This window comes from Alicyclobacillus acidoterrestris, assembly GCF_022674245.1.
Classification (GTDB): domain Bacteria; phylum Bacillota; class Bacilli; order Alicyclobacillales; family Alicyclobacillaceae; genus Alicyclobacillus; species Alicyclobacillus acidoterrestris.
In genome coordinates this window covers 1693309-1715358 of sequence record NZ_CP080467.1, presented here as the reverse complement: position 1 = coordinate 1715358, position 22050 = coordinate 1693309, and the positions used below count along the sequence as shown (strand labels likewise).

General features: G+C 53.1%; 21 protein-coding genes and 1 pseudogene. 9 read left to right on the top strand and 13 right to left on the bottom strand.

The genetic code is table 11. The features are described from left to right. The first annotated feature begins 285 nt into the window (after positions 1 to 285). Both K1I37_RS07915 and K1I37_RS07910 read left to right on the top strand, forming a co-directional pair. Entirely contained in the window at positions 286 to 888 is a 603-nt protein-coding gene (locus K1I37_RS07915) for a TetR/AcrR family transcriptional regulator (RefSeq protein WP_021295910.1), read from the top strand. A gap of 71 nt (positions 889 to 959) precedes the next feature. Then, positions 960 to 2222, top strand: coding sequence for a cytochrome P450 (locus tag K1I37_RS07910; protein WP_021295911.1), 1263 nt, complete (start codon positions 960 to 962; stop codon positions 2220 to 2222). Between the two features lie 11 nt (positions 2223 to 2233). On the opposite strand, the gene K1I37_RS07905 is transcribed toward K1I37_RS07910, so the two are convergent. Beyond that, on the bottom strand, positions 2234 to 2839 hold the full coding sequence (locus K1I37_RS07905) for a TetR/AcrR family transcriptional regulator (protein ID WP_021295912.1): 606 nt from the start codon (positions 2837 to 2839) through the stop codon (positions 2234 to 2236). A gap of 158 nt (positions 2840 to 2997) precedes the next feature. On the opposite strand from K1I37_RS07905, the pseudogene K1I37_RS07900 reads away from it, so the two are divergent. Continuing rightward, positions 2998 to 3675 (top strand): annotated as a pseudogene (locus K1I37_RS07900) (carotenoid biosynthesis protein); the annotation flags it as partial. Between the two features lie 243 nt (positions 3676 to 3918). Here the strand turns inward: K1I37_RS07900 and K1I37_RS07895 are convergent. The 3 genes from K1I37_RS07895 to K1I37_RS07885 form a co-directional block, all read right to left on the bottom strand. Continuing rightward, the gene (locus K1I37_RS07895; RefSeq protein ID WP_021295914.1) at positions 3919 to 5196 is read right to left on the bottom strand and encodes an MFS transporter; all 1278 of its coding nucleotides are present in this window, start codon (positions 5194 to 5196) and stop codon (positions 3919 to 3921) included. Between the two features lie 557 nt (positions 5197 to 5753). After that, positions 5754 to 6071 carry an iron-sulfur cluster biosynthesis family protein gene (locus K1I37_RS07890; protein WP_021295915.1) on the bottom strand — a complete coding sequence of 106 codons (318 nt, stop codon included), beginning with the start codon at positions 6069 to 6071 and terminating at the stop codon, positions 5754 to 5756. A gap of 78 nt (positions 6072 to 6149) precedes the next feature. Next, positions 6150 to 7265 carry a TDT family transporter gene (locus K1I37_RS07885; protein ID WP_021295916.1) on the bottom strand — a complete coding sequence of 372 codons (1116 nt, stop codon included), beginning with the start codon at positions 7263 to 7265 and terminating at the stop codon, positions 6150 to 6152. 133 nt (positions 7266 to 7398) lie between these two features. On the opposite strand from K1I37_RS07885, the gene K1I37_RS07880 reads away from it, so the two are divergent. Then, positions 7399 to 8307 (top strand): LysR family transcriptional regulator, encoded by a 909-nt coding sequence (locus K1I37_RS07880; protein WP_021295917.1) that lies wholly within the window; start codon positions 7399 to 7401, stop codon positions 8305 to 8307. A 226-nt stretch (positions 8308 to 8533) separates the two neighbouring features. Continuing rightward, on the top strand, positions 8534 to 8734 hold the full coding sequence (locus K1I37_RS07875; protein WP_152498808.1) for a hypothetical protein: 201 nt from the start codon (positions 8534 to 8536) through the stop codon (positions 8732 to 8734). Here the strand turns inward: K1I37_RS07875 and K1I37_RS07870 are convergent. The 3 genes from K1I37_RS07870 to K1I37_RS07860 form a co-directional block, all read right to left on the bottom strand. After that, positions 8731 to 9459 carry an SWIM zinc finger family protein gene (locus K1I37_RS07870; protein ID WP_021297095.1) on the bottom strand — a complete coding sequence of 243 codons (729 nt, stop codon included), beginning with the start codon at positions 9457 to 9459 and terminating at the stop codon, positions 8731 to 8733. The genes K1I37_RS07875 and K1I37_RS07870 overlap by 4 nt on opposite strands. Continuing rightward, entirely contained in the window at positions 9456 to 12599 is a 3144-nt protein-coding gene (locus tag K1I37_RS07865) for a DEAD/DEAH box helicase (RefSeq protein WP_021297096.1), read from the bottom strand. The genes K1I37_RS07870 and K1I37_RS07865 overlap by 4 nt, the downstream gene beginning before the upstream one ends. Positions 12600 to 12774: 175 nt before the next feature. Then, positions 12775 to 13098, bottom strand: a complete 324-nt coding sequence (locus K1I37_RS07860; protein ID WP_021297097.1) for a hypothetical protein — start codon at positions 13096 to 13098, stop codon at positions 12775 to 12777. A gap of 56 nt (positions 13099 to 13154) precedes the next feature. Here K1I37_RS07860 and K1I37_RS07855 point away from each other — a divergent pair, with 56 nt between their 5' ends. Genes K1I37_RS07855 through K1I37_RS07845 form a run of 3 tightly spaced genes read left to right on the top strand, consistent with a single transcriptional unit; the run spans position 13155 to position 14300 of the window. Continuing rightward, the gene (locus tag K1I37_RS07855; protein WP_021297098.1) at positions 13155 to 13487 is read left to right on the top strand and encodes a YtrH family sporulation protein; all 333 of its coding nucleotides are present in this window, start codon (positions 13155 to 13157) and stop codon (positions 13485 to 13487) included. Then, entirely contained in the window at positions 13487 to 13954 is a 468-nt protein-coding gene (locus K1I37_RS07850; RefSeq protein ID WP_152498809.1) for a sporulation membrane protein YtrI, read from the top strand. Before K1I37_RS07855 ends, K1I37_RS07850 begins: the two co-directional genes overlap by 1 nt. A gap of 25 nt (positions 13955 to 13979) precedes the next feature. Then, positions 13980 to 14300 carry a DUF1811 family protein gene (locus K1I37_RS07845; RefSeq protein WP_021297100.1) on the top strand — a complete coding sequence of 107 codons (321 nt, stop codon included), beginning with the start codon at positions 13980 to 13982 and terminating at the stop codon, positions 14298 to 14300. A gap of 12 nt (positions 14301 to 14312) precedes the next feature. Here K1I37_RS07845 and K1I37_RS07840 read toward each other — a convergent pair whose 3' ends face one another. After that, entirely contained in the window at positions 14313 to 15422 is a 1110-nt protein-coding gene (locus tag K1I37_RS07840) for a M24 family metallopeptidase (protein WP_021297101.1), read from the bottom strand. Between the two features lie 57 nt (positions 15423 to 15479). Continuing rightward, complete coding sequence (locus tag K1I37_RS07835; RefSeq protein WP_021297102.1) at positions 15480 to 16613, bottom strand: YheC/YheD family protein; 1134 nt, start codon at positions 16611 to 16613, stop codon at positions 15480 to 15482. A gap of 172 nt (positions 16614 to 16785) precedes the next feature. Between K1I37_RS07835 and K1I37_RS07830 the strand changes: the two genes are divergently transcribed. Then, a complete protein-coding gene (locus tag K1I37_RS07830; RefSeq protein ID WP_021297103.1) occupies positions 16786 to 17892 on the top strand; it encodes a glycosyltransferase family 4 protein in 1107 nt (368 codons plus the stop codon). Between the two features lie 64 nt (positions 17893 to 17956). Here the strand turns inward: K1I37_RS07830 and K1I37_RS07825 are convergent, their stop codons facing one another. The 4 genes from K1I37_RS07825 to K1I37_RS07810 all read right to left on the bottom strand — a co-directional run bounded on the left by K1I37_RS07825 (position 17957) and on the right by K1I37_RS07810 (position 22045). Continuing rightward, positions 17957 to 19591 (bottom strand): APC family permease, encoded by a 1635-nt coding sequence (locus tag K1I37_RS07825; RefSeq protein ID WP_021297104.1) that lies wholly within the window; start codon positions 19589 to 19591, stop codon positions 17957 to 17959. Between the two features lie 184 nt (positions 19592 to 19775). Further along, positions 19776 to 20693, bottom strand: coding sequence for a proline dehydrogenase family protein (locus K1I37_RS07820; protein ID WP_021297105.1), 918 nt, complete (start codon positions 20691 to 20693; stop codon positions 19776 to 19778). Between the two features lie 109 nt (positions 20694 to 20802). Next, positions 20803 to 21060: a hypothetical protein gene (locus K1I37_RS07815; protein ID WP_021297106.1), complete on the bottom strand. Its 258-nt coding sequence runs from the start codon at positions 21058 to 21060 to the stop codon at positions 20803 to 20805. 37 nt (positions 21061 to 21097) lie between these two features. Further along, positions 21098 to 22045: a 4-hydroxy-3-methylbut-2-enyl diphosphate reductase gene (locus tag K1I37_RS07810; RefSeq protein WP_021297107.1), complete on the bottom strand. Its 948-nt coding sequence runs from the start codon at positions 22043 to 22045 to the stop codon at positions 21098 to 21100. Positions 22046 to 22050: the final 5 nt, after the last annotated feature.

Sequence of the window (22050 nt, the reverse complement as noted above, 5' to 3'; positions counted from 1 at the left end):
AATCTGCTCTATTCGCGATGATCTACCAACCATGCCCGAAACAGCGGAATAAGGCATTTTCGGTGCGCTAATCGGTGCAAAAGTGGCGCCGGTGTCTTAATAAGACACGATCGCGCCGGGGCCTCGCCTCCCAAGCCCCGCACGCGGTCGTGATCGCGCCGCGGCCTGCGGTGGCAGCCTGGGGCCCGCCTCTGTGTGTCAATGCGGATTGCCGGATCGATAAAAATATGCGATACTCAGGACAACAAAAATGAATAAACCATTCATTCACGGAGTGACGACAACATGGCAGCTTCTGAAAAACCGCACGACGATGCACGTGAGATACAGCGTCTCAACATCCTGTCCGGCGCGCGCAGTGTGTTTGCACGCAAAGGCTGGTCTGCCACCATGGCGGATATCGCTGAAGCCGCAAACGTCAGTCAGGGTCTCGCATATCGCTACTTTCCTTCGAAAGAGGCAATTTATGCGGAACTGCTGGACCGCGCAAGCCACCTCGAAGCGTTTGAGAACGTGCGGACCATGGGCGGATCGGCGATGGATAAACTCCGGTATCTCATCAACGAATTGCTCGATATCAACGACACCCACATCGAACTGTTCCGTCTATCTGTGTTAACACTGCATGACGATGCACTCCCCGCCGCACTGCGCGCAGAGCTAGAAGAGCAAACGGAAGCGTTCCGTTCGTTACTGCAATCACTGATTGCCGAAGGACAGCAAACCGGCGTGATTGCACCGGGCAATCCGCAACAACTGTTAGTCGCCCTGCTCGCCTTTTTGAATGGTCTCTGTATCATGGGCATCCAAGGCAGCGAGAACGCCAAGCGACACTTCCCGGATGCCGACATCGTATTGCGCATTTTGCAACCGCCGGCAAATTCTTGACGAACAGCCGGCCCGACTGTACAGCAATCGCCGATTATAACAAGAATATGCCCACACAAGGAGAGACTCCTATGGAATCCATGAACCATGAATCGAGTCATGCCCCAAATGTCCAAAATTTGATGACCGGTTTTGTCCGCCCGGCCCTTCGCACCCGGGAGCAACGGCTAAATCCGTTCCCCTGGTACCGGGCCTGCCTATCCCAAGGCACAGTCCTGCGCGATGAAACTAGTCAATCCTGGGATGTATTTGGCTACGAAGAAGCACAGTTTGTCCTAAAGAACCACGCCCACTTCTCTTCTCAACGAACTGTAGACGGCCAAAACGTGCTAGGAAACTATGCGCCGAGTATTCTCAATCTCGATCCGCCCCGCCACACACAACTTCGCCGCCTCATCAATCTCGCGTTCACACCGAAGGCCATCGCCTCGTTCCAACCGCGCATTGAAACTATCACCCACAACTTACTAGATGCCATGAAACAAGAGACCCAAGGAAAATCTACCGAAGTCGATCTCGTCGCAGCCCTCGCCTACCCCCTCCCAGTGATTGTCATCGCGGAGATGCTGGGCGTACCGCCGGAGGATCGTGACAAGTTCAAGCGATGGTCTGATTTGCTGGTCGAAGGGCCATCAGATTTACGACCTGAAACCATAATGGACTTGATGACGCGCAGAGCGGCTGGCCGCAAGGAACTCGACGAGTATTTCCGAAACATCGTCCAGCTCCATCGTGGTAAGGACGACGGCACCCTCATCAGCGCCCTCATTTCAGCACAAATTGAAAATGAATCACTGTCACTGGAAGAACTGCTTAGTTTTTGCGTACTCCTCCTGGCAGCGGGGAACGAGACGACGACCAATCTCATCGTCAACGCCTGGAGGTGCCTCCTCGAACACCCTGAGGCATTCGCGATGCTTCGCGAGAACCCGGGGCTCATAGATGGCGTCATAGAAGAAACCCTGCGTTACTACTCGCCTGTGCAAGCGACGAGCCGCATTGTGACAGAAGATATAGAAGTAGGCGGACAAAAGTTTTCGAAGGGAGATCGCGCTGTGGTTTGGCTCGGCGCAGCCAACCGCGATTCCCGCATATTTGAAAATCCTGACACGTTCATCCCAACGCGCTCACCGAATCATCATATGGCGTTTGGGCATGGGATACATTTCTGTCTGGGCGCGCCACTTGCGAAACTCGAAGCCAAAATCGCCATCTTAGCGATGCTTTCACAAATCGACGAAGTATCCGCAGTGCCGACGGACCTCACACCGATTATTAGTGGGTTTGTCTACGGGGTAAAATCATTTCCTATACAGGTGACCTGGGCACTGTAATGGATAAGCATTCACTGACCATCGTCCACCGGGGGCGTATGATGCTCGCGAAGCGCATTACAAACGAGTTCAGCCGCTCGCAGGCATTCCTCGGTTCCGGCGGATGTATCTGCAAGGTATTGCGATGTGCCGATGACCAATAGACCTAAGTCAGCAACGGTCACATCTGCTCTCACATGCCCTTCGTCCCGCAGCGTTTGAATGAGGTACGCCAACCGCTCGTTGATAGTACGCGCCACTGCCGGTTCCGCTGCCTCCGAATCAGAGGGGCGAAGGGCCTCCAGAAGAATCGGCTCTCTGCGAATCCGAAGCATGGTATCGCTGACGAGTGCCTGAAACCCCGTCCAACCGTCATCGGCCTCAATCGCTTGATTGAGCCGTTCCACCAGCCATTGTCCGTGGTGCTCCACAGCAAAAGCAAGGATAGCCGCCTTTGTCGGGAAATTTCGGTACACCGTCGCTTTCCCCACACCCGCTTGACGGGCCACATCCAGAATGGTTGCGTCGCTGCCTTGTTGGGCGAGCACCTGCAGCGCCGCTTCCCGTACGCGCTCACTATTGCGACGCGCATCCGAACGACTCCGCGATTTTTTGCTCCCGCCTTCATGCTCACTCATACCCGCGACCTCCTCTGGCAAAACACGTAAAAAGCGTATCTCACCTGTCCACTGAACGCAAGGCTCCCCTTGACATGTGGACCCAAGAGTCCGATAATACAAATTGAACAAACGGACTGTAAGGTCCATTTTAAATCCTGCCTAGTGGAGGGAATACAATGAATACAAAAACGCCATCTGGAACGCGCGCGGACGTCGGGCTCTGGATTGTGGCGATATTAACGGGCGCTACAGTCCTCCTTCAACCCATTGTCGGGCAAGCGAGTTCCCTAGTTCTCATATTGCTCGGCCTCATCTTTGTCTTCTGGCACGGCGGACGCCGTTACGGAGCTATCAATATCATCATGCTATTCGTCATCACGGAACTGGTTGGCAACACCATGGAGAATTTGAGCATCGCCTCCGGCTTCCCGTTTGGGCATTATCACTACACGCATAGCGGAACGCCGTTTCTATTTCAGGTACCTATCACAATTGGCGTTGCGTACTTCGCCTACGGATATGTAGCTTGGTGCGTCGCTTCCGCCATTCTTGAACAGGGCGACGAGCGCACTGCCACAATCGGCGGCATGATTATCCAGCCCATCACCGCGGCATTCATTATGGTCATGTGGGATATCGTCATGGATCCCATCAGCTCGACTGTAGGTCACCAATGGATTTGGGAGAATGGCGGAGGATTTAACGGGGTGCCACTAACCAATTATCTTGGTTGGTTCCTCACGGTATGGATTATCTTCCAAGCGTTTGCCATCATCTTGCACCTGCGGCCGCAGACGATTCGCCAACAACAGGTCACTGGCTTCTGGGTGATGCCCATCATTATGTATGGAACGACGGCACTGAGTTACTTGGAGTCCTACTTGTTGCTCCACACCCATCAAACCGTCACCAACGCCGTGGGGCAAACGTTCAGTGTGACAGGCATCTACCAATCCGCAACCACCGTCATGCTCTTTACGATGCTGTTTGCGACATACCTATCGCTTGTGACACTACTCAAATCGCGCACGAGAGCACATCGCATCGCCCCTGTCATTGACGCGAACCAAGAACAAAATGACCGCCGTATTGCGTCCTTAATCGAACTTTCGCACAGCAGGTACGGACATTGTAATCAACACAATCAACAACATGAACGCGGACTCAGCCCAGACCGCGTGGATCCCCCCCACTTTCGCCGCAAGCCAGCCAGTCAACACATTGCCGACAGGGAGCAAGACCCAAGAACCAAAATAATCTAGACTGGCGGCGCGGCCGTATGCTTCCGGATCGACCAGTTCCTGCATACTCCCTTCCCAAACGACGCCAAACAGCATCGAGCCTGCGTTGGCAATCGCCATCAACACCATAAGCATCGGCGTGGTATCGACCAACGACAGAAAAAAGAGCGTAACAGCCTCAATGGCGAGACCACCGTATGCGATATAAGCGCGATGGCGCCACGACTTTTTCCGACCGTACACGGCTGCAGCCAACACCGCCCCAACGCCTGCAGCACTGCTGACCAACCCATACGAGATGTCAGAAAGCTGCAAATGCACTTTCACCACCCATGGCACGAGAATGCTCGTCAAACCCGCACTCGCGATGCTAAGAAAGGCAAACGCCAAAATTGTGATAAACAACCATGGATGTTTGCGAAGTTCGCGATACCCGCCAAAGAGATCAGCCACCGCATCCTTGACACCATGCGACGAAGTGGACTTCCGCCGAATGGGAGGAAGGCGCAAGAACGTCAAACTAATGACCGACGCAAGCAGCATCAACGCATCCAGCCCAAACCCCGCGGCCGGCGAGATGAACCCGACTATCAATCCACCCAGTGCAGGCCCCACCAACCTCGCAGTTTGCATGCTGATTTGCGTGAGCGATATCGCCGCATTGCGGATATCTGGCGTAAATACCTGTTGGCGCGCCCCAGAATACGCCGGATTAAACACCGCCTCCATGACGCCATAAGCGAGCACGAAAAAGGCGAGGACTCGCGTATCCATCAAGCCAGACATATACAACACTGCAAGTGTTGCAACCAATAGACAACGGATGATATCCGTCGTCATCATCGTGCGAATCCGGGAAATTCTATCCGCCAACAATCCAGTGAACAGCAAGAGCACCACTTGCGGCAACATAAATAAGCCCATAATAATACCCAATTGCAACGTGGCGTTCGAATTCGCTGTATGAAATACAGCCAGTGGCAACGTCACCCACAACACGGAATCGCCAAACTGCGAAAGCGTTTGTCCCAGCCACAAAGCGGTAAAATTTCGCGATGAACGAATGGGCGCAAGCAATCCCGTATGCTGGACTGCGCGCCTGTATTCCTCGCTAGCAGCTACGGTTGGTTCCATACAAACGCCCCCACCTCTATGTCTGGTTCATCTTTCTCAATGACCGAATCCTACGCGTTTTCGAACAAATGAAAAATACATAATCCAACAATAGCCTGCGAAAACCCCATTGTCGATAGATCATCTGTCACTTCAAACAAATGCCGCATGATTATTTAGACAAAACAAATACCCCCACTGTTCGTTCAACAACAGTAGGGGTAAAGACGATGCAATGGTCTAACCGATGACGTAGTTGCAAATCTATACAAATCTATTGGATTGTGAATTAGTGCGGATGATCTATAGATGAGGCCGCGAATCAAAACACCATAACGAATCATGCTGTCACAGGTGCTTCAAAACGACGATTGCCATCACTGCCCTAGTGGTTCTTCCACTTCTTCATATTCCCGAATCACGTGTGTGTACTCGTAGCCATGTTCGCAATGATTACAATGCACACGTACGACCAGTTCCCCCAGCCCCCTGTGATCCCGTATGGAATGCCATTGCTGAATGGTGACGTCCACTTGTTGGACATGCCGCGCTGTGGTTTCCTACCACACGCCATCGTCTTATTGCTCCAACCGAATCCCGTACGCTAGCGTTTCATTTGGGGTTTTCAAAACATAGCCCAAGTGATCTTTGAAATCCAACTCAAACACGCTATCCCCCAATACCGCTTGAGAATGTTTATCCATGAGAAATGAAATGCCATTCGCTACGCTACATTCATCTTCCGAGATTCGCTCGTCAACTTTCATTTGCACGGCCACCGAACAACCACATCCCCCGCCTTCATACTCGGCGGACAGTCTGATGTACGAATCCTTGGCAAGTTGCACTTTTGACAACTGGTGACTGCAGCGCTCAGTTAACAGCATCATCATCATCGATTCTCTCCTCACGCGAGATGGCGGGATGGCATTGCGCCCATATGCGTCGCGCATTTCGCTCTACAAACTTGCGAGTTATGCCGTAGTCTTTCCGTTCAAAAGCCTCTTCTGATTCATATGGGACGCTCTCCATTGAAGCAAATTCCCTTTCCACACCCCAATAGCCGTTCGAATAAACACCACCACAAAACAGATCCAAAGAATGATGAACTGGGCAAATCCGGCGATTGTGTAAAATGGATAATTCACAAGATGAACAAGGGCATAGGTACCACTGGTAAAGCTGCCGATCGGGAAGACGTAACTCCACCACCCCATGTGAAATGGCAGCCCCTCGCCGCGTTTGCTCAGATGCAGTATGGAATGCATTGCTGAAATGATAATCCACCAGATACCAATCCCCCAAAGCGCCATCGAGAATGTCATTCCAAGTGCGTGCAACAGGTTGGCATATTGACCGAATATCGCATTCGTCTTGATTGGCAATGTACTCAATGTCGCCATCGACATTCCGATTGGGCCAATCTCCACCCAGAGGCTAGGTGCCGCCTCTCCGCTTAACCGCTTGTGATACACCAATCTCGAATAGACCAGCGCGCTAATCATGATGAAGAGAAAGAACGTCGTACCAAACATCGCCAGGATTAACGCCGTGATGGCAAACTGTGCAGTTGCACCGCCCCAGAATGGAATGAGGTTCGTGCCAGTAGCAGCCGCTACAATCGGTGGAACGACAGGAATCAACCACGTCGCTAAGGTTTGATGCTGCTCTACTTGATGTTCAACAAACAACAAATACGGGACGACGATAACCGTAAAAATGGAAACCACTGTACCCGCTACCCAAATCACCTTGCTTACCTCAATGGCCACACTGCTGTTGAAGATGTGTGCGCCAATCAGTAGATAATCATTGCCAACCACGTTAATTCCCATGGCAAACGCACCATAAAACAGCGCGCGTGCCGGATGACGAAAGTCGTTCAGCGCTTCGTCCGTATGAAATATCCAGCGAAACAACCAAAAGAGAAACGCCAATCCAAAAATCACATTCAGAAGTCCAAACAACACGATCCCAATACCATGCCCAAATGGAATTGGAAATGGGGACGTGTAAGTTAATACAGCAACAATGCCCACACCCATGACTGTTGTAAACCAATTCGGTCCAAATTGCCGAATGACACTCACGACGCTCACCTCCGTCATTCACTTCATGAACATCGTATTCCGCCACAAAAGATAAGTAAAATACATAATTGAAATCATGACGATAACCATATTATTATCATGTTATCTGGTTGGTATCAGGAGGTCGGTGAAGGTGGATCAACAACTACTCGCATTTGTCACAGTCGCGGATGAGCAGAGTTTCACGCGGGCGGCGGAAAAGCTTCACATCAGTCAGCCCGCCATCAGTCAACATATCCAGGCGCTTGAACAGCGCCTGGATATCAAACTGTTGGATAGAACCAACAAGTACGTTCGCCTCAACAAGGCCGGTGAGGTGGCTTACCATCATGCAAGGGAGATTCTCAGTTTGTACAGCCACATGACTCGCTTAATTCAGGACTTAAAAGAAGAGGCCAGTGGCACGCTCGCGATTGGCGCCAGTTTCACTTTTGGCGAGTACGTTCTCCCCCACATCATCGCGCGCTTTCGAAGCCAATATCCAAAAATCGATCCGACGATTACAATCGCCAACACGCACACAGTCGTTGAACAGGTTTCCAGGGGAGAATTAGATATTGGCATTGTGGAAGGACACGCGGGTCACGAAGGGAGCGTGGAAGTCACCGCGTTCGCCGAGGACACCGTCGTCGTTGTCGCGTCCAGTACCCATCCGCTTGCATCGGTATCCCGAGCGACCGCAGCGGAGCTTGAACGAGAATGCTGGATTGTCCGGGAACAGGGGTCTGGGACGCGGGAAGTGACAGATAGGGTATTTCAGGAGTTCGGGATACACCCGAGAGCCATGATTGAATACGGGAGCACGCAAGTGATTAAAGAATCGGTAGAAGCAGGGCTAGGAATCACACTGTTGTCCACCTGGGCGATACGCAAAGAACTGACCTGTCAAACACTGAAGGCCATTCCGTTTGCTGAGCGCCCGATAACCAGGCAATTTTCGATGGTTCAAAGAAAATCCGATTTCTATCCAAAATCGATTCAATTGTTCACTGAATTCCTCATCGAGGAATCTCCAAAATTGCAGAACATAGGCCAGGTGTAAACACGCGTAGACAATCCCGAAAAAATTTGAAACAACATGAAACATTTTGTAGACATCTGTCGTCTATATAGGTGAGCGTTTTGCAGAATTCGATTTTTCACCGTTTCTCGCACATATATAGTGTACGAACTATCAATGGAACACTATATATAGTGTCAAATGCGTTGTGAACGTTAATTCTGCAAAACGCTCAGGTAAGAGGCCAATTCAAAGGACGGGGATACGCGTGGCAATCGGGTTTATTATCACCATCATTTTACTCGCCGTCATACTTGGACTATTCGCCAAACAAGCACTGGCTGTAGATCAGTCCCAGCCATCGGCGATGCAAGCAACACCGCCGAACGAGACATCCGATTCACAACCATCTGTCCACACCACCGAGCATCACGCCGCTATACCGACCGATGAAGCCCATGTCGGTTAACGGCCGTCGCCCACTCGCTCGACAATAAATTGTGGAACGAGACGACCGTTCGGCGCGACAGGTTCCACGTGTGCAATCAGCGCACGCAAATCCCGCCGCGCCGACGCTTCCTGGGTATCTTCCAGGCGATGCGCCGTCAGTGACACATCACGTCCCTCTGATTGCTCCGCCATGACCATCCGGGCACTCTCGCGATGCGCCTCATCTAATAATTCGTCCACCGATAAACCGACAAACTGAAAAATGTTCAGCGGATTGGCATCAGCGCTGGCCAGCAAGTGATACAGCAGAGCCAAGACGTGTGCACAAACGGGCTGCCAATCACTACACGTGCACTTGCTCTCATGCTCAATTTTCTGCCAAGTGGTCTCATCCGGGAACAAGTTCAGTTGATTATCTGTCACGAACTGAACAAAATCCAGATCCCAATTTCCAGTGAAATGCGCCGCAATCCAATCCGGGCGGCGAGCCAACCATTTGGCGACATCGAGGCGGTGACCCGTGTAATCGGCCAGCCACGGGAGGAACACTTGAAAAGTGCCGCGCTCCGGGCCAGTCGTTTTCACGGAGGCCACAATCCCGCCGTCATGTGTGCGCACATTCGAAACCGCCCCGGATTTCGCATCCTGTTTTCCCTTGCGAGCGCGCGATTTATCCGCTTCTTTGAGGACTACTTTCCATGCGTTTTCAACGACTGAGGCGCGTCCTTTTGACTTCACGTTCACGCTTCTTCCTCCTCCCAGATGTTCTGCTCACTCAGTGTAAACAATTCACGCAACGCGTCGTCGTCGAGTTCCGTGACCCATTCATTCGTGCCCCCGACAATGGCCTGTGAGAGTTCGCGCTTACTCGTGATTAAATCGTCAATCCGTTCCTCAAGCGTTCCGGTACAAATCATCTTGTGCACTTGCACATCCTTCGTCTGACCAATGCGGTAAGCGCGATCCGTCGCCTGATCTTCCACCGCAGGATTCCACCAGCGGTCAAAGTGGAAAACGTGGTTCGCGCGCGTGAGGTTGAGGCCGACGCCACCTGCGCGAAGAGACAAGATCAAAACGGGAGACGGGTCCTTCCCCTGCTGAAAATCATCGACGATTTTGCCACGTGTCGCTGCCGACAGTCCTCCGTGCAGGAATTGCGGACGCACCCCTAATGACGCTTCGATGGTGTCGCACAAGATTTCGCCCATATCTCGGAACTGCGTGAAGACCAGTGCACTCTCGCCCTCGTCGACGACCGTCTGCAACAGTTCCAGCAGTTGGCGGAGCTTGCCGGATCGTTGGACAGAAGGTCGGCCGCCTGCGACGAGACAAGGGTGATCGCAAATTTGCTTGAGGCGAACGAGTGTCGCGAGAATCTGCCCGCGCCGCGACATCCCCCCGCCTTGCAGCGGCGTAATTTCCGTGAACAGTTGGTCGACCATCGCTTGGTACATGGCCGCCTGCTCGGCTGTGAGCAAAGCCCGTTCGCTGACCTCCCACTTTTCTGGCAGTTCGGTTTGAATTTCCGGGTCGGATTTTCTCCGCCGCAAAAGCACAGGTCGCAAGAGCACCTGCAACTTGGTCGCTGTATCGCCACTGGGGTTTCGCAGGGTGCCTTCAATGAGGGTCTTGCGGAACCACGACGGAGACCCGAGATAGCCAGGGTTCAGGAAGTCCATCAGCGCCCACAGTTCCTCCAGCCGATTCTCAATCGGCGTTCCCGTCAGTGCAATTCGATGATTCGCCTGAATCATCCGGATGGCCTGCGCCTGCTTCGTGTCGACGTTCTTGATATTCTGCGCCTCGTCGACGATTAAGGCGTCCACGTTCAACTCCTTGAGCAACTCGACGTCGCGAACAAGCGTGGCGTACGTGGTCATCACCAGATGAACACCCGATTCACCCGCCCGTACGTGGGGAGATAAATCGCGATCACTCCCGTGATGCACATACACCGACAAATCCGGCGCAAACTTCGCAAGTTCTGCGCGCCAATTTGGCAACAGCGACGTCGGACAGACGAGCAAGTGCGTGCCCTGCTGTTCCCCGCGTTCCCGGAGCGCCAGCAGATAGGCGAGTACCTGCACGGTCTTACCAAGTCCCATGTCGTCTGCCAGGCATGCGCCACAGCCGATGGATCGCAAATGCATCAGCCACGAGAACCCGAACTGCTGATAATGGCGCAATTCACCGCGAAACGTCGGCGGCGTGGTCACGAGCGGCGGATTCGACGCGTGGGTCAGTACCTGAATGACGTGTTCGATAGGCAGTGCCTCTTCCTGATACTCCACTTGAACCGGCACTTGTGCCGTCTCCGACGACATGAGAATGGCCCGGGACAAATCTAGGACGCGCGTCGACAATGGCCTGTCGATTCCCCCTAGCTCCTCCACCTGCCGCAGGATTTCATCGACTGGAATCAACCGCCAAGACCCTTCTACTTGGACAAACGGCGTCTGATTTGCGACGAGTTTGGCAAATTCCTCACGGGAGATCTCCCGGTTGTCAATCACCACTGACCAATCGAAATCAACCAGCCGATTCGCATCAAACCACTGTCGCGAAACGCCATTCATGCGCCTGGATTCGGACTTTGGGCGCTTTACACGAACCCGAACGCGCACACTTGAGCCATTCTCGCGCAGGACATTGGGCGCATCAATGGAAAAGCCGAGCGCCCGCAAGCTGGACACAGATTCCGTGAGAAACGTATAGACGTCATCGGCGGCGATTTCGCACCCACTGGGCGCTGACAATGCAAATGACTGGCGAATTTCACGGCTGACCTTCGCGGCTTCGCGCAACAGCGGCAACATCCACACATCGGGCTCCACCAGCGTGTCTTGACCCACCATCCACACGCGTTCCGGCTGTCGCCACCAATCTGCAAGCGGTTTGGTCCAGCCAAAATACCGATGCTTCACCTGATAGACTAATCGCCAATCTGCAACCGTCGAATCGACCGGCGGCGGAATGAGTTGAAAAGATAACGTGTAAAAATTCCGCCCCGAATAATCATCCATGTTCGACGCCTTCCAGCCGGAATTCTGCAACGCCTGACGCATCGTCCGCGCGACCAACCAACCGTCACCAGGAAATGTCTTGCCAACGGCGCCCTTCAAAGAAGCACACCACGCTTCAATGACATCGGCTTCCCCACGGTACATCACACGATAGGACTGGCCGCTGGAAGTCGTTGCGTCGGCGACGTCAAATAGCTGCTTGCGAACGAGCGTATCGACGCACACTAACATCCACCAGTCCAGCGTCGAATACAACAACGCATCTGGCGACAGCGTCGCTGAACCATCCGATGACCACTGAGAACCGGACAAGATAGACAAACGCAAACTACAGAACTCCGGAATCGACCAGGCCGGCACCCACATTCCGACAAATGTGCCATTGCCTGATCCCCATTGTGGCATCACGTCATCCGCCGCCGATGCAGCCTCCCGTAACACCTGCAAACACGCCTCCACGGTGAAGGACGTGACGAAGGCCCCCGCAAAAATATCCCGCGTGCGTACAATCTCCTCGGCCAAACTCAGTGCCGCTATAGCTTGTTGAAACAACCTGCCCTTTGCTGACGAAGGTGCACGGGTCAACAGCGATTCATCCATCTCGCGCAAATTCGTCAGCAACTGAATGAGTGCCGCCGCATTCAGGTGTAATTTACGTATATCCTCATGGAATTCAGTGATGTATCCATGCTCAAGCAAGCGCTCGACGGCTGCTCGCAAGTGCGCTTCATCCGACTGCGCCAATTCGTCAGACCACGAGAACACAGCTTTATCTTCTTGGTCGACCGTATCTCTGACCAGGAATTCCAGGCAAAAGGGTAACGTCGCTCTTTGGTTGTCGTCCATGTCCTCACCGCTCATTCCTATCAGGTTCCTCGATGTGTAAAAGCTACGTCACTGAAAAATGACTGTTCTTCCATCTTAACATTAGGTACCAAGGAACGAAAACACCCGCATCTGTTCTCCTGCTTTTGACAATAAAGAGGCAGAGAGCGCATTGCCCTCTGCCGACTGACGCCGCCACGCACAAAAATCATTACAGCTTATACGGTTCACCCTCGAGATCATCCGGGTTATCGTTTGCCGCGAGTGTGCGAAGGTCCCCAGCGGTGACGCCTGAAGCACCTGTTGCGCGACACGTTCCACCCTCATAACAAAAATCATCAGGCGTCTCTTCGTCGATGATTGTCCGTTTCGATTGGTCAATCATTCGATTGCGCTTCGGTGACTTTTCTGCCTTCATCATCCGCATCAGCCCCGCTTTCCACTCAGATTTTGTACGTACATCGACATCGCTGTCGATAGCGTTAGTCTCTTTCGACAAACACACGAATATGCGGTACAACACATTCTGTCGCATATGCCGCCAAGTTGTCCCGTATGTTTGAGTAGACGAGCAATGCGGAGGGGACTGGCATGCTGTTTTCCGGCGTCATCGGCAACTGTATCCTCGATTTCTTTGTGTCGATGGGCATGGTCATCGGGGGCTCACTATTAGGTGGCTTATCTGCTGTTATCACACATCACAATCCGTTCCAAACCATGAATACCCTGTCCGACGACTTGAAAATCTGGGCACTGGCAGCCGCCCTAGGTGGAACCATGGACACGTTGCGCGTCATTCACCGAGGCGTGTTCGCTTTTTCCTTTATGCCTATCGCCAGGACATTTCTCTACTTAGTGGCCGCGTTTATCGGCTGTCAGGTGGGCTACGTGATTATTCAATGGGTCATCGGAGGGGAAAAATGATGATACGGTCATCCGGCGTCAAACAAACCCTTGGTGCGCTCATTCTCGGGATGATCTTCGGGGCCACGGGTGTGACGCTCTACGCTGGACACGATTTAAAGACCATGCACGAACAGCTACTGGAACAGCAACAGGAAAATGAAGCGCTCGAGACAGAAAACACGCTGCTCTCCGAACAAGTGCAAAACCCCAATGCCGAAGCCGTACTCAGCAGTATTCGCGTCGACTGCGACATCCCTGACGACGTCCCCGTGCAAACTGCGATTAAATCGCGCGTGCAGAAAAATCTCGCATTTCTTCAAGGCAGATCCCTACAAATTCTATTAGATCACCCGGACCTCCCAAATCGCATCATCGATCCGCAATCGATCACAGTCGAGAACCGGAAGTTTCGGCTCCACGTCACACTTGTTATAATTACAGACGATGAGCTATACGTACGCGTCAATGGGCAGTTACAACAATGACTGCCTGCGCGAGGAGGGTTCCGATGTGTTGTACAGCGACATGACCAAAGAACAACTACAGGCCGAGATGAAGGAACTTCAGCGCAAAGGGCAGCGCGCGTTTGACGAGGAAAACTGGACAGAATACGAGATTCACATGACAAAGTGGTACTTGGCGAAAAGCTACGAAATTCTTCCTACCGCCCATATCGAAATCGGCCGCACCTACCGCATCGCGGAAGAGTACGACCGATTGACCGTCACAGGACTCGAAGGCGTGATGGCGTGGGGCATTCGTCAGTCCACAGGGGAAACCACCGCTATCCCCATCGCGCGCCTCGACGAATACGATGACGACTTCTCGTAAACCGATGACAAATTATATGCGCACCGTGACGGCATCCAGCGTTTTTGGGGCATTATTCAACGGCTTGGCGCCATCCTCCGTAATGACAATCAAGTCCTCGATGCGCACCCCGAACTTTCCGGGCAAGTAAATACCAGGTTCAATACTCATCACCATGCCCGGTTCAAGGACCTGTTCGTTACCTGATATCACATACGGGGCCTCGTGAATATCCAGTCCGACCCCGTGCCCCGTCCGGTGCGTAAAATACTGCCCATATCCGCCCTTCACAATCACAGCGCGGACGATATCATCCACCTCGCCAAGCGTGACACCTGGCTTCGCTGCCGCAATTCCCGCGAGATTCGCTTCGAGTACAAGATTATACACGGTGGCAATCTCTTCACTCGGTTCGCCGAGAATATAGGTACGCGTGATATCACTGCAGTAATGTTGGTAGATACCACCCGTATCGACAATCAGGGTCGTCCCACCAAAGAGAACGGAGTCATCTGGCTCGTGATGCGGCTCCGCACCGTTTTTCCCGATCCCGATGATGGATGGAAACGACTCGCCATCGGCGCCAACCGCTTGCCACAACTCACTGACTTTTCGCGACACCGCCCGCTCTGTGAGCCCAGGTTTGAGATGTTCACGCAACTGCTGGACCACCTGATCTGCCTGCCACGATGCGTGAGCAAGTGCCTTCAACTCATCCTCGTCCTTGCGCACGCGCGCACGCTCGATAAATGCATCGCCATTGACCGTGCGAACGTCCGTCGGCAGCGCTGCCTGCAAGCCTATCACGTGGCGCGCCTGCCACGTGCCGTCGATGGCCACCGTACCCTTGTCCAATCCAATGTACTGGGCAAACAGCGGGTAGGCAGATTCGCCGTCCTTCCAAAAGGAAATCGGCACACCTGCCGTCTCAAATGGCATTTGAAACATCTCATGCGCAATGAGTCTCGCCGATCCGTCCTGCGACACAATCAACCCTGCCGCGCGCTCGCCAGTCTCCACAAAACTGCCGATGAAATAGTAGAAACATGCAGGGTGTGTGAGCACCACAGCATCCACCGCGCGCTCACGCAAATCCGCTGCAAGCCGCGCCCGGCGTCCTTCATACAAACTCTCCGTCGCCATCACAGAGCCTCCTTTGCGGCATCGCCGCTATTCACACGTCCATTATACAGGAAAGCTCTATACCCGCTTGCTTTGGCTCTGTAAAAATTGAGCGAAATGTGCGATTTGTCGCATGGTCCTTGCAATTTCAGCGTCCGTTAAAATGTCCCGCCCAGGGCGACTGTTGCAGTCATACACGTACATCGCCTTGTCCTGCCGCCGCACCCCCACATCAATCCCCAACACGCCCACCAAAGGGTATGCCGCGGAAATTCGCTGCGCGGCCTCCTTCGCACAATTCGCGATTTGCGTCAGTTCCTGCCGGGTGCACCCCAACTCCCAAAGCGCTTGTGCGGTCTCCTCGTTCACCTCGGTCAACGACTGGATAGAGCCACCTGCGTGAAAGTTTGTGAGTGCACCTCCGGCGCGGGCATAGCGCGCCGTGATCGCGGTCATTTCCCATTCGCCCGTGCCTCCGCGCGCCAGCGTGACGCGAAAGTCAACCCGTCGTCCATCGGGCGTCTGTAGCAGATCAATGTCTTCTTGTAGAAGGTAATCCCTCCGTCGCAACGCTTGTTGTACGTGACGCACCAATTCCGACTCCCGCCACTCCGCCGACACATGTCTATCAAAAAACCGATCTCCTCGCACGCGATATCGCCCATCGCAGAGCGGCTGAATCAACAACATGTTCCGTCCGCCGGAACCATGTACCGGCTTCAACCACATCGACTGTTCTGCCTTTCGCAGCAAATGCTTAATTTGTCGGACATCCACGTGCAAGTACGACGCAGGGACAAGCCCGCGCGACAAGCGCCTTTCCGAAATGCTATCGACCTCTGTGAGCAATTGATGCAATTCATCTTTCGCAGGAAGCTTGGGATTAAAGACTACGCAGCCGTGTTTTTGCGCGCTCGCAAGGACTTTTTTGTATGCCTTCCGGTGTACTTTCAAGTCGCGTAGATACATCGCGTCATACAGCACGTTACCTGACATTGGCGCGATTTTTGGCGTCCATGAAATCGTCTGTGCGGATTCCCCCATCGTCCACCCGTGGCAAACGCCGCGCTTCCCGTTTACGTTCGCCGGTGTCGTGATCATCATTTCCATGCCCACGTCGCGACAAGCCTGTTGTAACAATTGGAACGTCAATATTCGCCTAGGTAGATTTTGCAGCGCAGTTGGACCACGACCTGTGAGAACAAAGAGCACCACGATTCCTCCAATGATCCCCACAGGCCGCGCACGCACAACGCATGTTCACGGTTTTGCGGTCTGTAGGATTCACAAGCATTTGTCAGGCCAGTGTATGCTCACGAGTGCCCCTTTGATTGTAGTCTCATATACTGTAGAGCGAGTCTCCGAGGAGAGGAGGCGCATTTTTATGCATGTGATGATCATCGCCCCAGAGGACTTGCCAATCCCACCGGACAGGGGCGGTAGTGTACAAATTTACGTAAATCATTTGTATGAGGCATTATCACAGTGTGATAATGTCCGTGTGACCCTGGTCAGTCCTGGGTCAAAGGCAAACCGCATTCGTCATCCGCGAGGTCGCCACACTCACGTTATCGTCCATCGCTCCACGCCCACGGAATACTGGCGGCGTGTGAGACACATGATTCGCAAACGACGTCCAGATATTGTACAGATTGAGAACCGGCCTAGTCGCACCCTAGAGATAATCAGAAGATTCCCGGAACAACGGGTCATCCTGAACCTTCACTCCACGACATTTCTTGGCGCGAGACACATCACCCGGCAACACGCGCGAAACGTCCTCACGCACGCGCATGGAATTGTCTGTAACAGCCGCGATTTATCTGAGACTATCCGGGAACAAATGGGGCTCTCACAACACTGGCACCCGTATGTGATTTATCCCGGCCTCACACTGCCGCCGACAGTACGCGCTTCTCACACCGACAAACGCCCACACAATCCGCTGCGTGTGCTGTATGTCGGACGCGTCATTGCACAAAAAGGCGTTCACGTTGCCATGGACGCCGTCAAATTGCTGGCAAGTGACATGGCTGTATCTTTCACAATTGTCGGGCGAACACCGCCATGGGAAAAGGCATATCGGAAAGCGTTACTAAAGGCGTCCGCTGACGCGGACATTCGATTTTTAGGTTTTGTTCCCCCCACAGAACTGAATGACGTCTATGCTGAACACGATATTCTCGTCTGTCCCTCACAAAAACACGAGGCATTCGGACTCGTCAATATCGAAGCGATGAGTCACGGACTCCCGGTGGTGGCCAGCCAACTCGGGGGAATTCCAGAGGCGATTGGCGACGAAGCAGGTATTCTGGTTCCCCGATTTCATCGTCCATCAGCATTTGCACAAGCCATTCGCGAGATTGTCGTAGATGGAGACACATACCGCAGATACAGTCAAGCTGCATATGCACGTGCAGCGCAGTTCACTTGGGCAGCATCTGCAAACCATTTCGCGGCAGTCTATGAGCAAATAGCAAAACGGTCTTAACAAATTGTACAAACAAAAGCGCACACGGTAACCGTGTGCGCTCGAAGTTGTGACCAACTTCTGTTTACGCTTGTACAGAGCTGTCTGTAGCACCAGCGTAATTGGCGCCCTGAACTTCCTCTGCCTCGGATTCATCCGCAATACGCGGTACGCGAAGCGCACTCGCCACACCCCAATAGTAGAACACGAGTCCGCCGACGCCGACGATAATCGTATCCCATGGATTCGGGATGACGATGTGATACACATTCGTATTTGTAAAGCTGCCGAGCACCGACATCGCAGCGATGAACAGGTAGTACACAATCAACCAAATGCCGGATTTCCACTCATTCTTCATCCGCTGACGAGATTCCGCATCCTTATCCATGAACGCAAAGTACAGAATCAAAGAAGCAAGCGTAAATCCAATGAGCAACGAGTCGGTCTGCCAGCCGGCCCAATAGATGATCCACGTTGCGCAGATAAACGCTGCAGGCGCGATAATGTGGAGGCCTTTCAGCCGATACGGGCGCTTCAAATCTGGCGCAGTACGGCGAAGTGCAGTGACGCCAACAGGTCCAATCATGTAGGTCATGACTGTCGCCGACGTAACCGCGTCCACCAGTCCACTCCACATGCTGAAACGGAATGGCAAGGTCCAAACAATCGACAAAATGAGCGTGAGCCACAGTGCGCCGCGCGGTAAGCCCGTACGTGCGTCAATCTTGCCGATGACCGAGTAAAAATACCCGTTTTTCGCCCAGGCAAACAGTGTGCGCGCCGTACCAGCCAAGTAGATATTACCGGTGCCAGACGGCGACAGAATTGCATCCGCAAAGATAATGACCGCCATCCAACCGAGTCCAAGTGTCTCCATCAAGTTCGCGAACGGTGATTTAAACGAAATAGCCTGCCAACCATTCGCAATCATATCGTGTGGCACAGCGCCAAGAAACACAATTTGCAATAGAACGTAGATCGCCGTAGACAATAAGACGGCGAACACAATGGCGCGCGGAATGTCGCGCTGTGGATTCTTCGCTTCGGAACCGAAGTCGACCGCCTGACGAAATCCCAAGAAGGAAAAGACAAGACCGCCTGCCGTCAAGGCCTGCATCGCACCATGAATGCCACCTGGCGTCGCCTTGTTGACAGTAAAGTTGCTCGGATGAAACGAGAAGAACAAAATAATGATGGTTAACAACGGAACGACAAATTTAAGCGTAGTGACAATTGTGTTAATTTTTCCAAATACTTGAACACTCCAATAATTGATCAGGAAGAACAAGACTAAAAGTGCGATTTGAAATAAATTCCCGATTAGCGTGACGTTGGTCGCCGACCCCTGTGTAATCTCTAAGCCAGGGATGTAGCTGGAGGCGTAACTGCGAACGGCTTCCGCCTCAACACCAGCGACACTGGAATAGGCCATCATGGAGGCAAACCCAATCATGTACCCGACAAGTGAGCCATGCGTGTAATCCGGATAGCGAACAAACCCACCTGCACGTGGAATTGCCGCAGCCATCTCACCATAAACCAGTCCAATCAGCATGACCGCAAGTGCGCCGAACAACCATGGGATCCACGCAATCGCGCCAGCCATTGTGGCCGCTGTCTGCGATGCGAACAACCACCCAGACCCGACCATTGACCCAACACCCAACAACGTAAGGTCCAGTAAACTTAATTTTCTGCGAAATTTGCCCTGCTCCATACGGTCTCCCCTTTCTTACCCCCAAAATCAATCATGCAAATCATGTGACTGTTACAGTCGAATTATAGCACCTAATACTAAATAGTCAATTATTATAATAAATTCTGTAAAGATAGTTAACAAAAGAGCACCCGCTTTCATAGCGGATGCCCGTCAGATAAATGAAGCGATTGTGCCACCAAGTTTATGAGTGAATGACGCCCTTCAAGACGAATTCCACATTTGCAGGCCGTTCTGCCAGGCGGCGCATGAAGTAGCCATACCAGTCATCCCCGTAAGGCACATACACGCGAACCGGGTGCCCTTCTTTTGCGAGCGCTTGCTGCAAGTCCGTACGGATACCGTATAGCATTTGGAACTCGTACTTGTCTTTCGCAATCCCTTGCTTTGCAATGGCGCGCTTCGCATAGTCGATAATCTGCTCGTCGTGGGTGGCAATCGACGTCAGGCCAGGGCTTGGCAAGTGAACGTCCAACATCCGTACATAATTGCCGTCGACATCCGCCTTGTCGGGATACGCAACCGTTTCCGGTTCCTTGTACGCGCCTTTGACAAGCCGAATGCTCGCGCCCATCTCCGCCAAAGCCTTGACGTCATCCAAGCTTCTGTACAAGTAGGCTTGAATGACCGTCTGTACATTGTCATACGATGCTGCAAGCTCGCGGAAGATATCGAGGGTCGCCTGACACCGCGAAAAGTCCTCCATATCGATGTTGACCCACAGCTTGTACGCCGATGCCGCATCGAGAATCATCCGGATATTCTCGAGGCACAGTTCCCGGCGGATATCGAGTCCAAGTTGCGTGAGCTTGAGGCTCAACGACGAGTCCACTGAAGCCGAGTGAATCGCTTCCAAGGTCTTCACACAATAGTCAGCTGCAGCTCGCGCTTCTGCTTCATCCGCGACGAACTCGCCCAAATGGTCAAGCGTCACAGCGATGCCCTGTCGATTGAGTTCGGCAACCGCCGCAATCGCAGACTCAATGGTCTCCCCCGCGACAAAGCGATTCGCGCCAAAGCGCAGCCCATATCGCTTCGCCCAGCCAATCATCGCCTGATTTTGTGCCAACCGCAAAAAGAAAGAACGTAATGCTTCCTCCATGCCCATCCCTCCCGAATTCGCTTCCATAACCATCATGATGACCCTGACCGTCGCTCGGATGCGCGTATGCACCTAGGTTGCGGCGGTCAGGTTACGACAAATCAACCCACTACGGATTGTTTCGCGAGATGTGTAAAATCTTCAGCGCGCTCACGCCTTTATCGCCTGCCGTATACCCAATTTGATAGCCGAGCAAGGCGAGAAAGGCGACCCAAAACACTGCCGTGAAAAACGTCGCTGCAAAGCGGCCAAACGTCCGCTTCCGAACAAACCGGCGCAAAAACATAAAAGCAATTGAAATAAGACCTAGAATCACAATCAGTAAGTAGACCAGCGTGCACCGCTCCCCTACAGCAGTTCCACCCAACACGCGCCCCGAAGCGGATGTCTTGTGGTGTAAACGGTCAGGCGGACGGATGCTTGACAGTCGGTAGAATTCGGTCTGGATTGACCGTGCGCACAATTTTGTGCGTGCGCGGATCAGCCGGATCGAACTGCTCCAAGTAATCAATCACTTCTTTTGTGATAGCGGTCGGTGTGCTTGCACCCGACGTCACCGCTACGACATTCGCACGCATCAGCCAATCCGGATTGATCTCACTCACGTCACCCACCCGGTGCGCTGGCGTACCTGCGATTTCTTCGGCGACTTGCGCCAAACGGTTCGAGTTGTTGCTGCGCGGGTCACCCACGACAATACACACATCTGCGGCCCCTACCTGCTCAGCCACGGCCTGCTGGCGAACTTGCGTCGCGAGACAGATTTCGTTGTACACCTCCGCAGATGGATACTTATCAAGTACCCGCTGTGTCAACTCCTGCGTGTCCCACTGGCTCATCGTCGTCTGATTGGTGATGACAATTTTGGATGTCTTCAGCTGAAGGTTGTCCACATCTTCCGGAACCTGCACCAAATGGACGCGCCCAGGCGCGACCCCCATTGCACCTTCCGGCTCGGGATGCCCCTTTTTCCCGATATACACAACCTCATATCCATCTCTCGTCTTCTCGACGATGAGGTCGTGTGTCTTCGTCACGTCGGGGCAGGTGGCGTCAATGACGTGCAACCCCTTCTCGATGGCCCGCGCACGCACCTGCGGCGCAATGCCGTGTGCGGTGAAAATCACCGTCCCGTGATCAATTTGTTCCAACAACGTCAGTCGATCCGCCCCATCGACGGTGATGACCCCTTCTTTGGCGAAGGCATCCACCACATGCTGATTGTGTACAATCATCCCGAGAATATAAATCGGTCGCGGCAGCGCCTTGTCCTCAGCTGCGCGCTTCGCGACGACCATCGCATCGACAACGCCGTAGCAATAGCCACGAGGCGTAACTTTTAGCACCTTCACCCGAG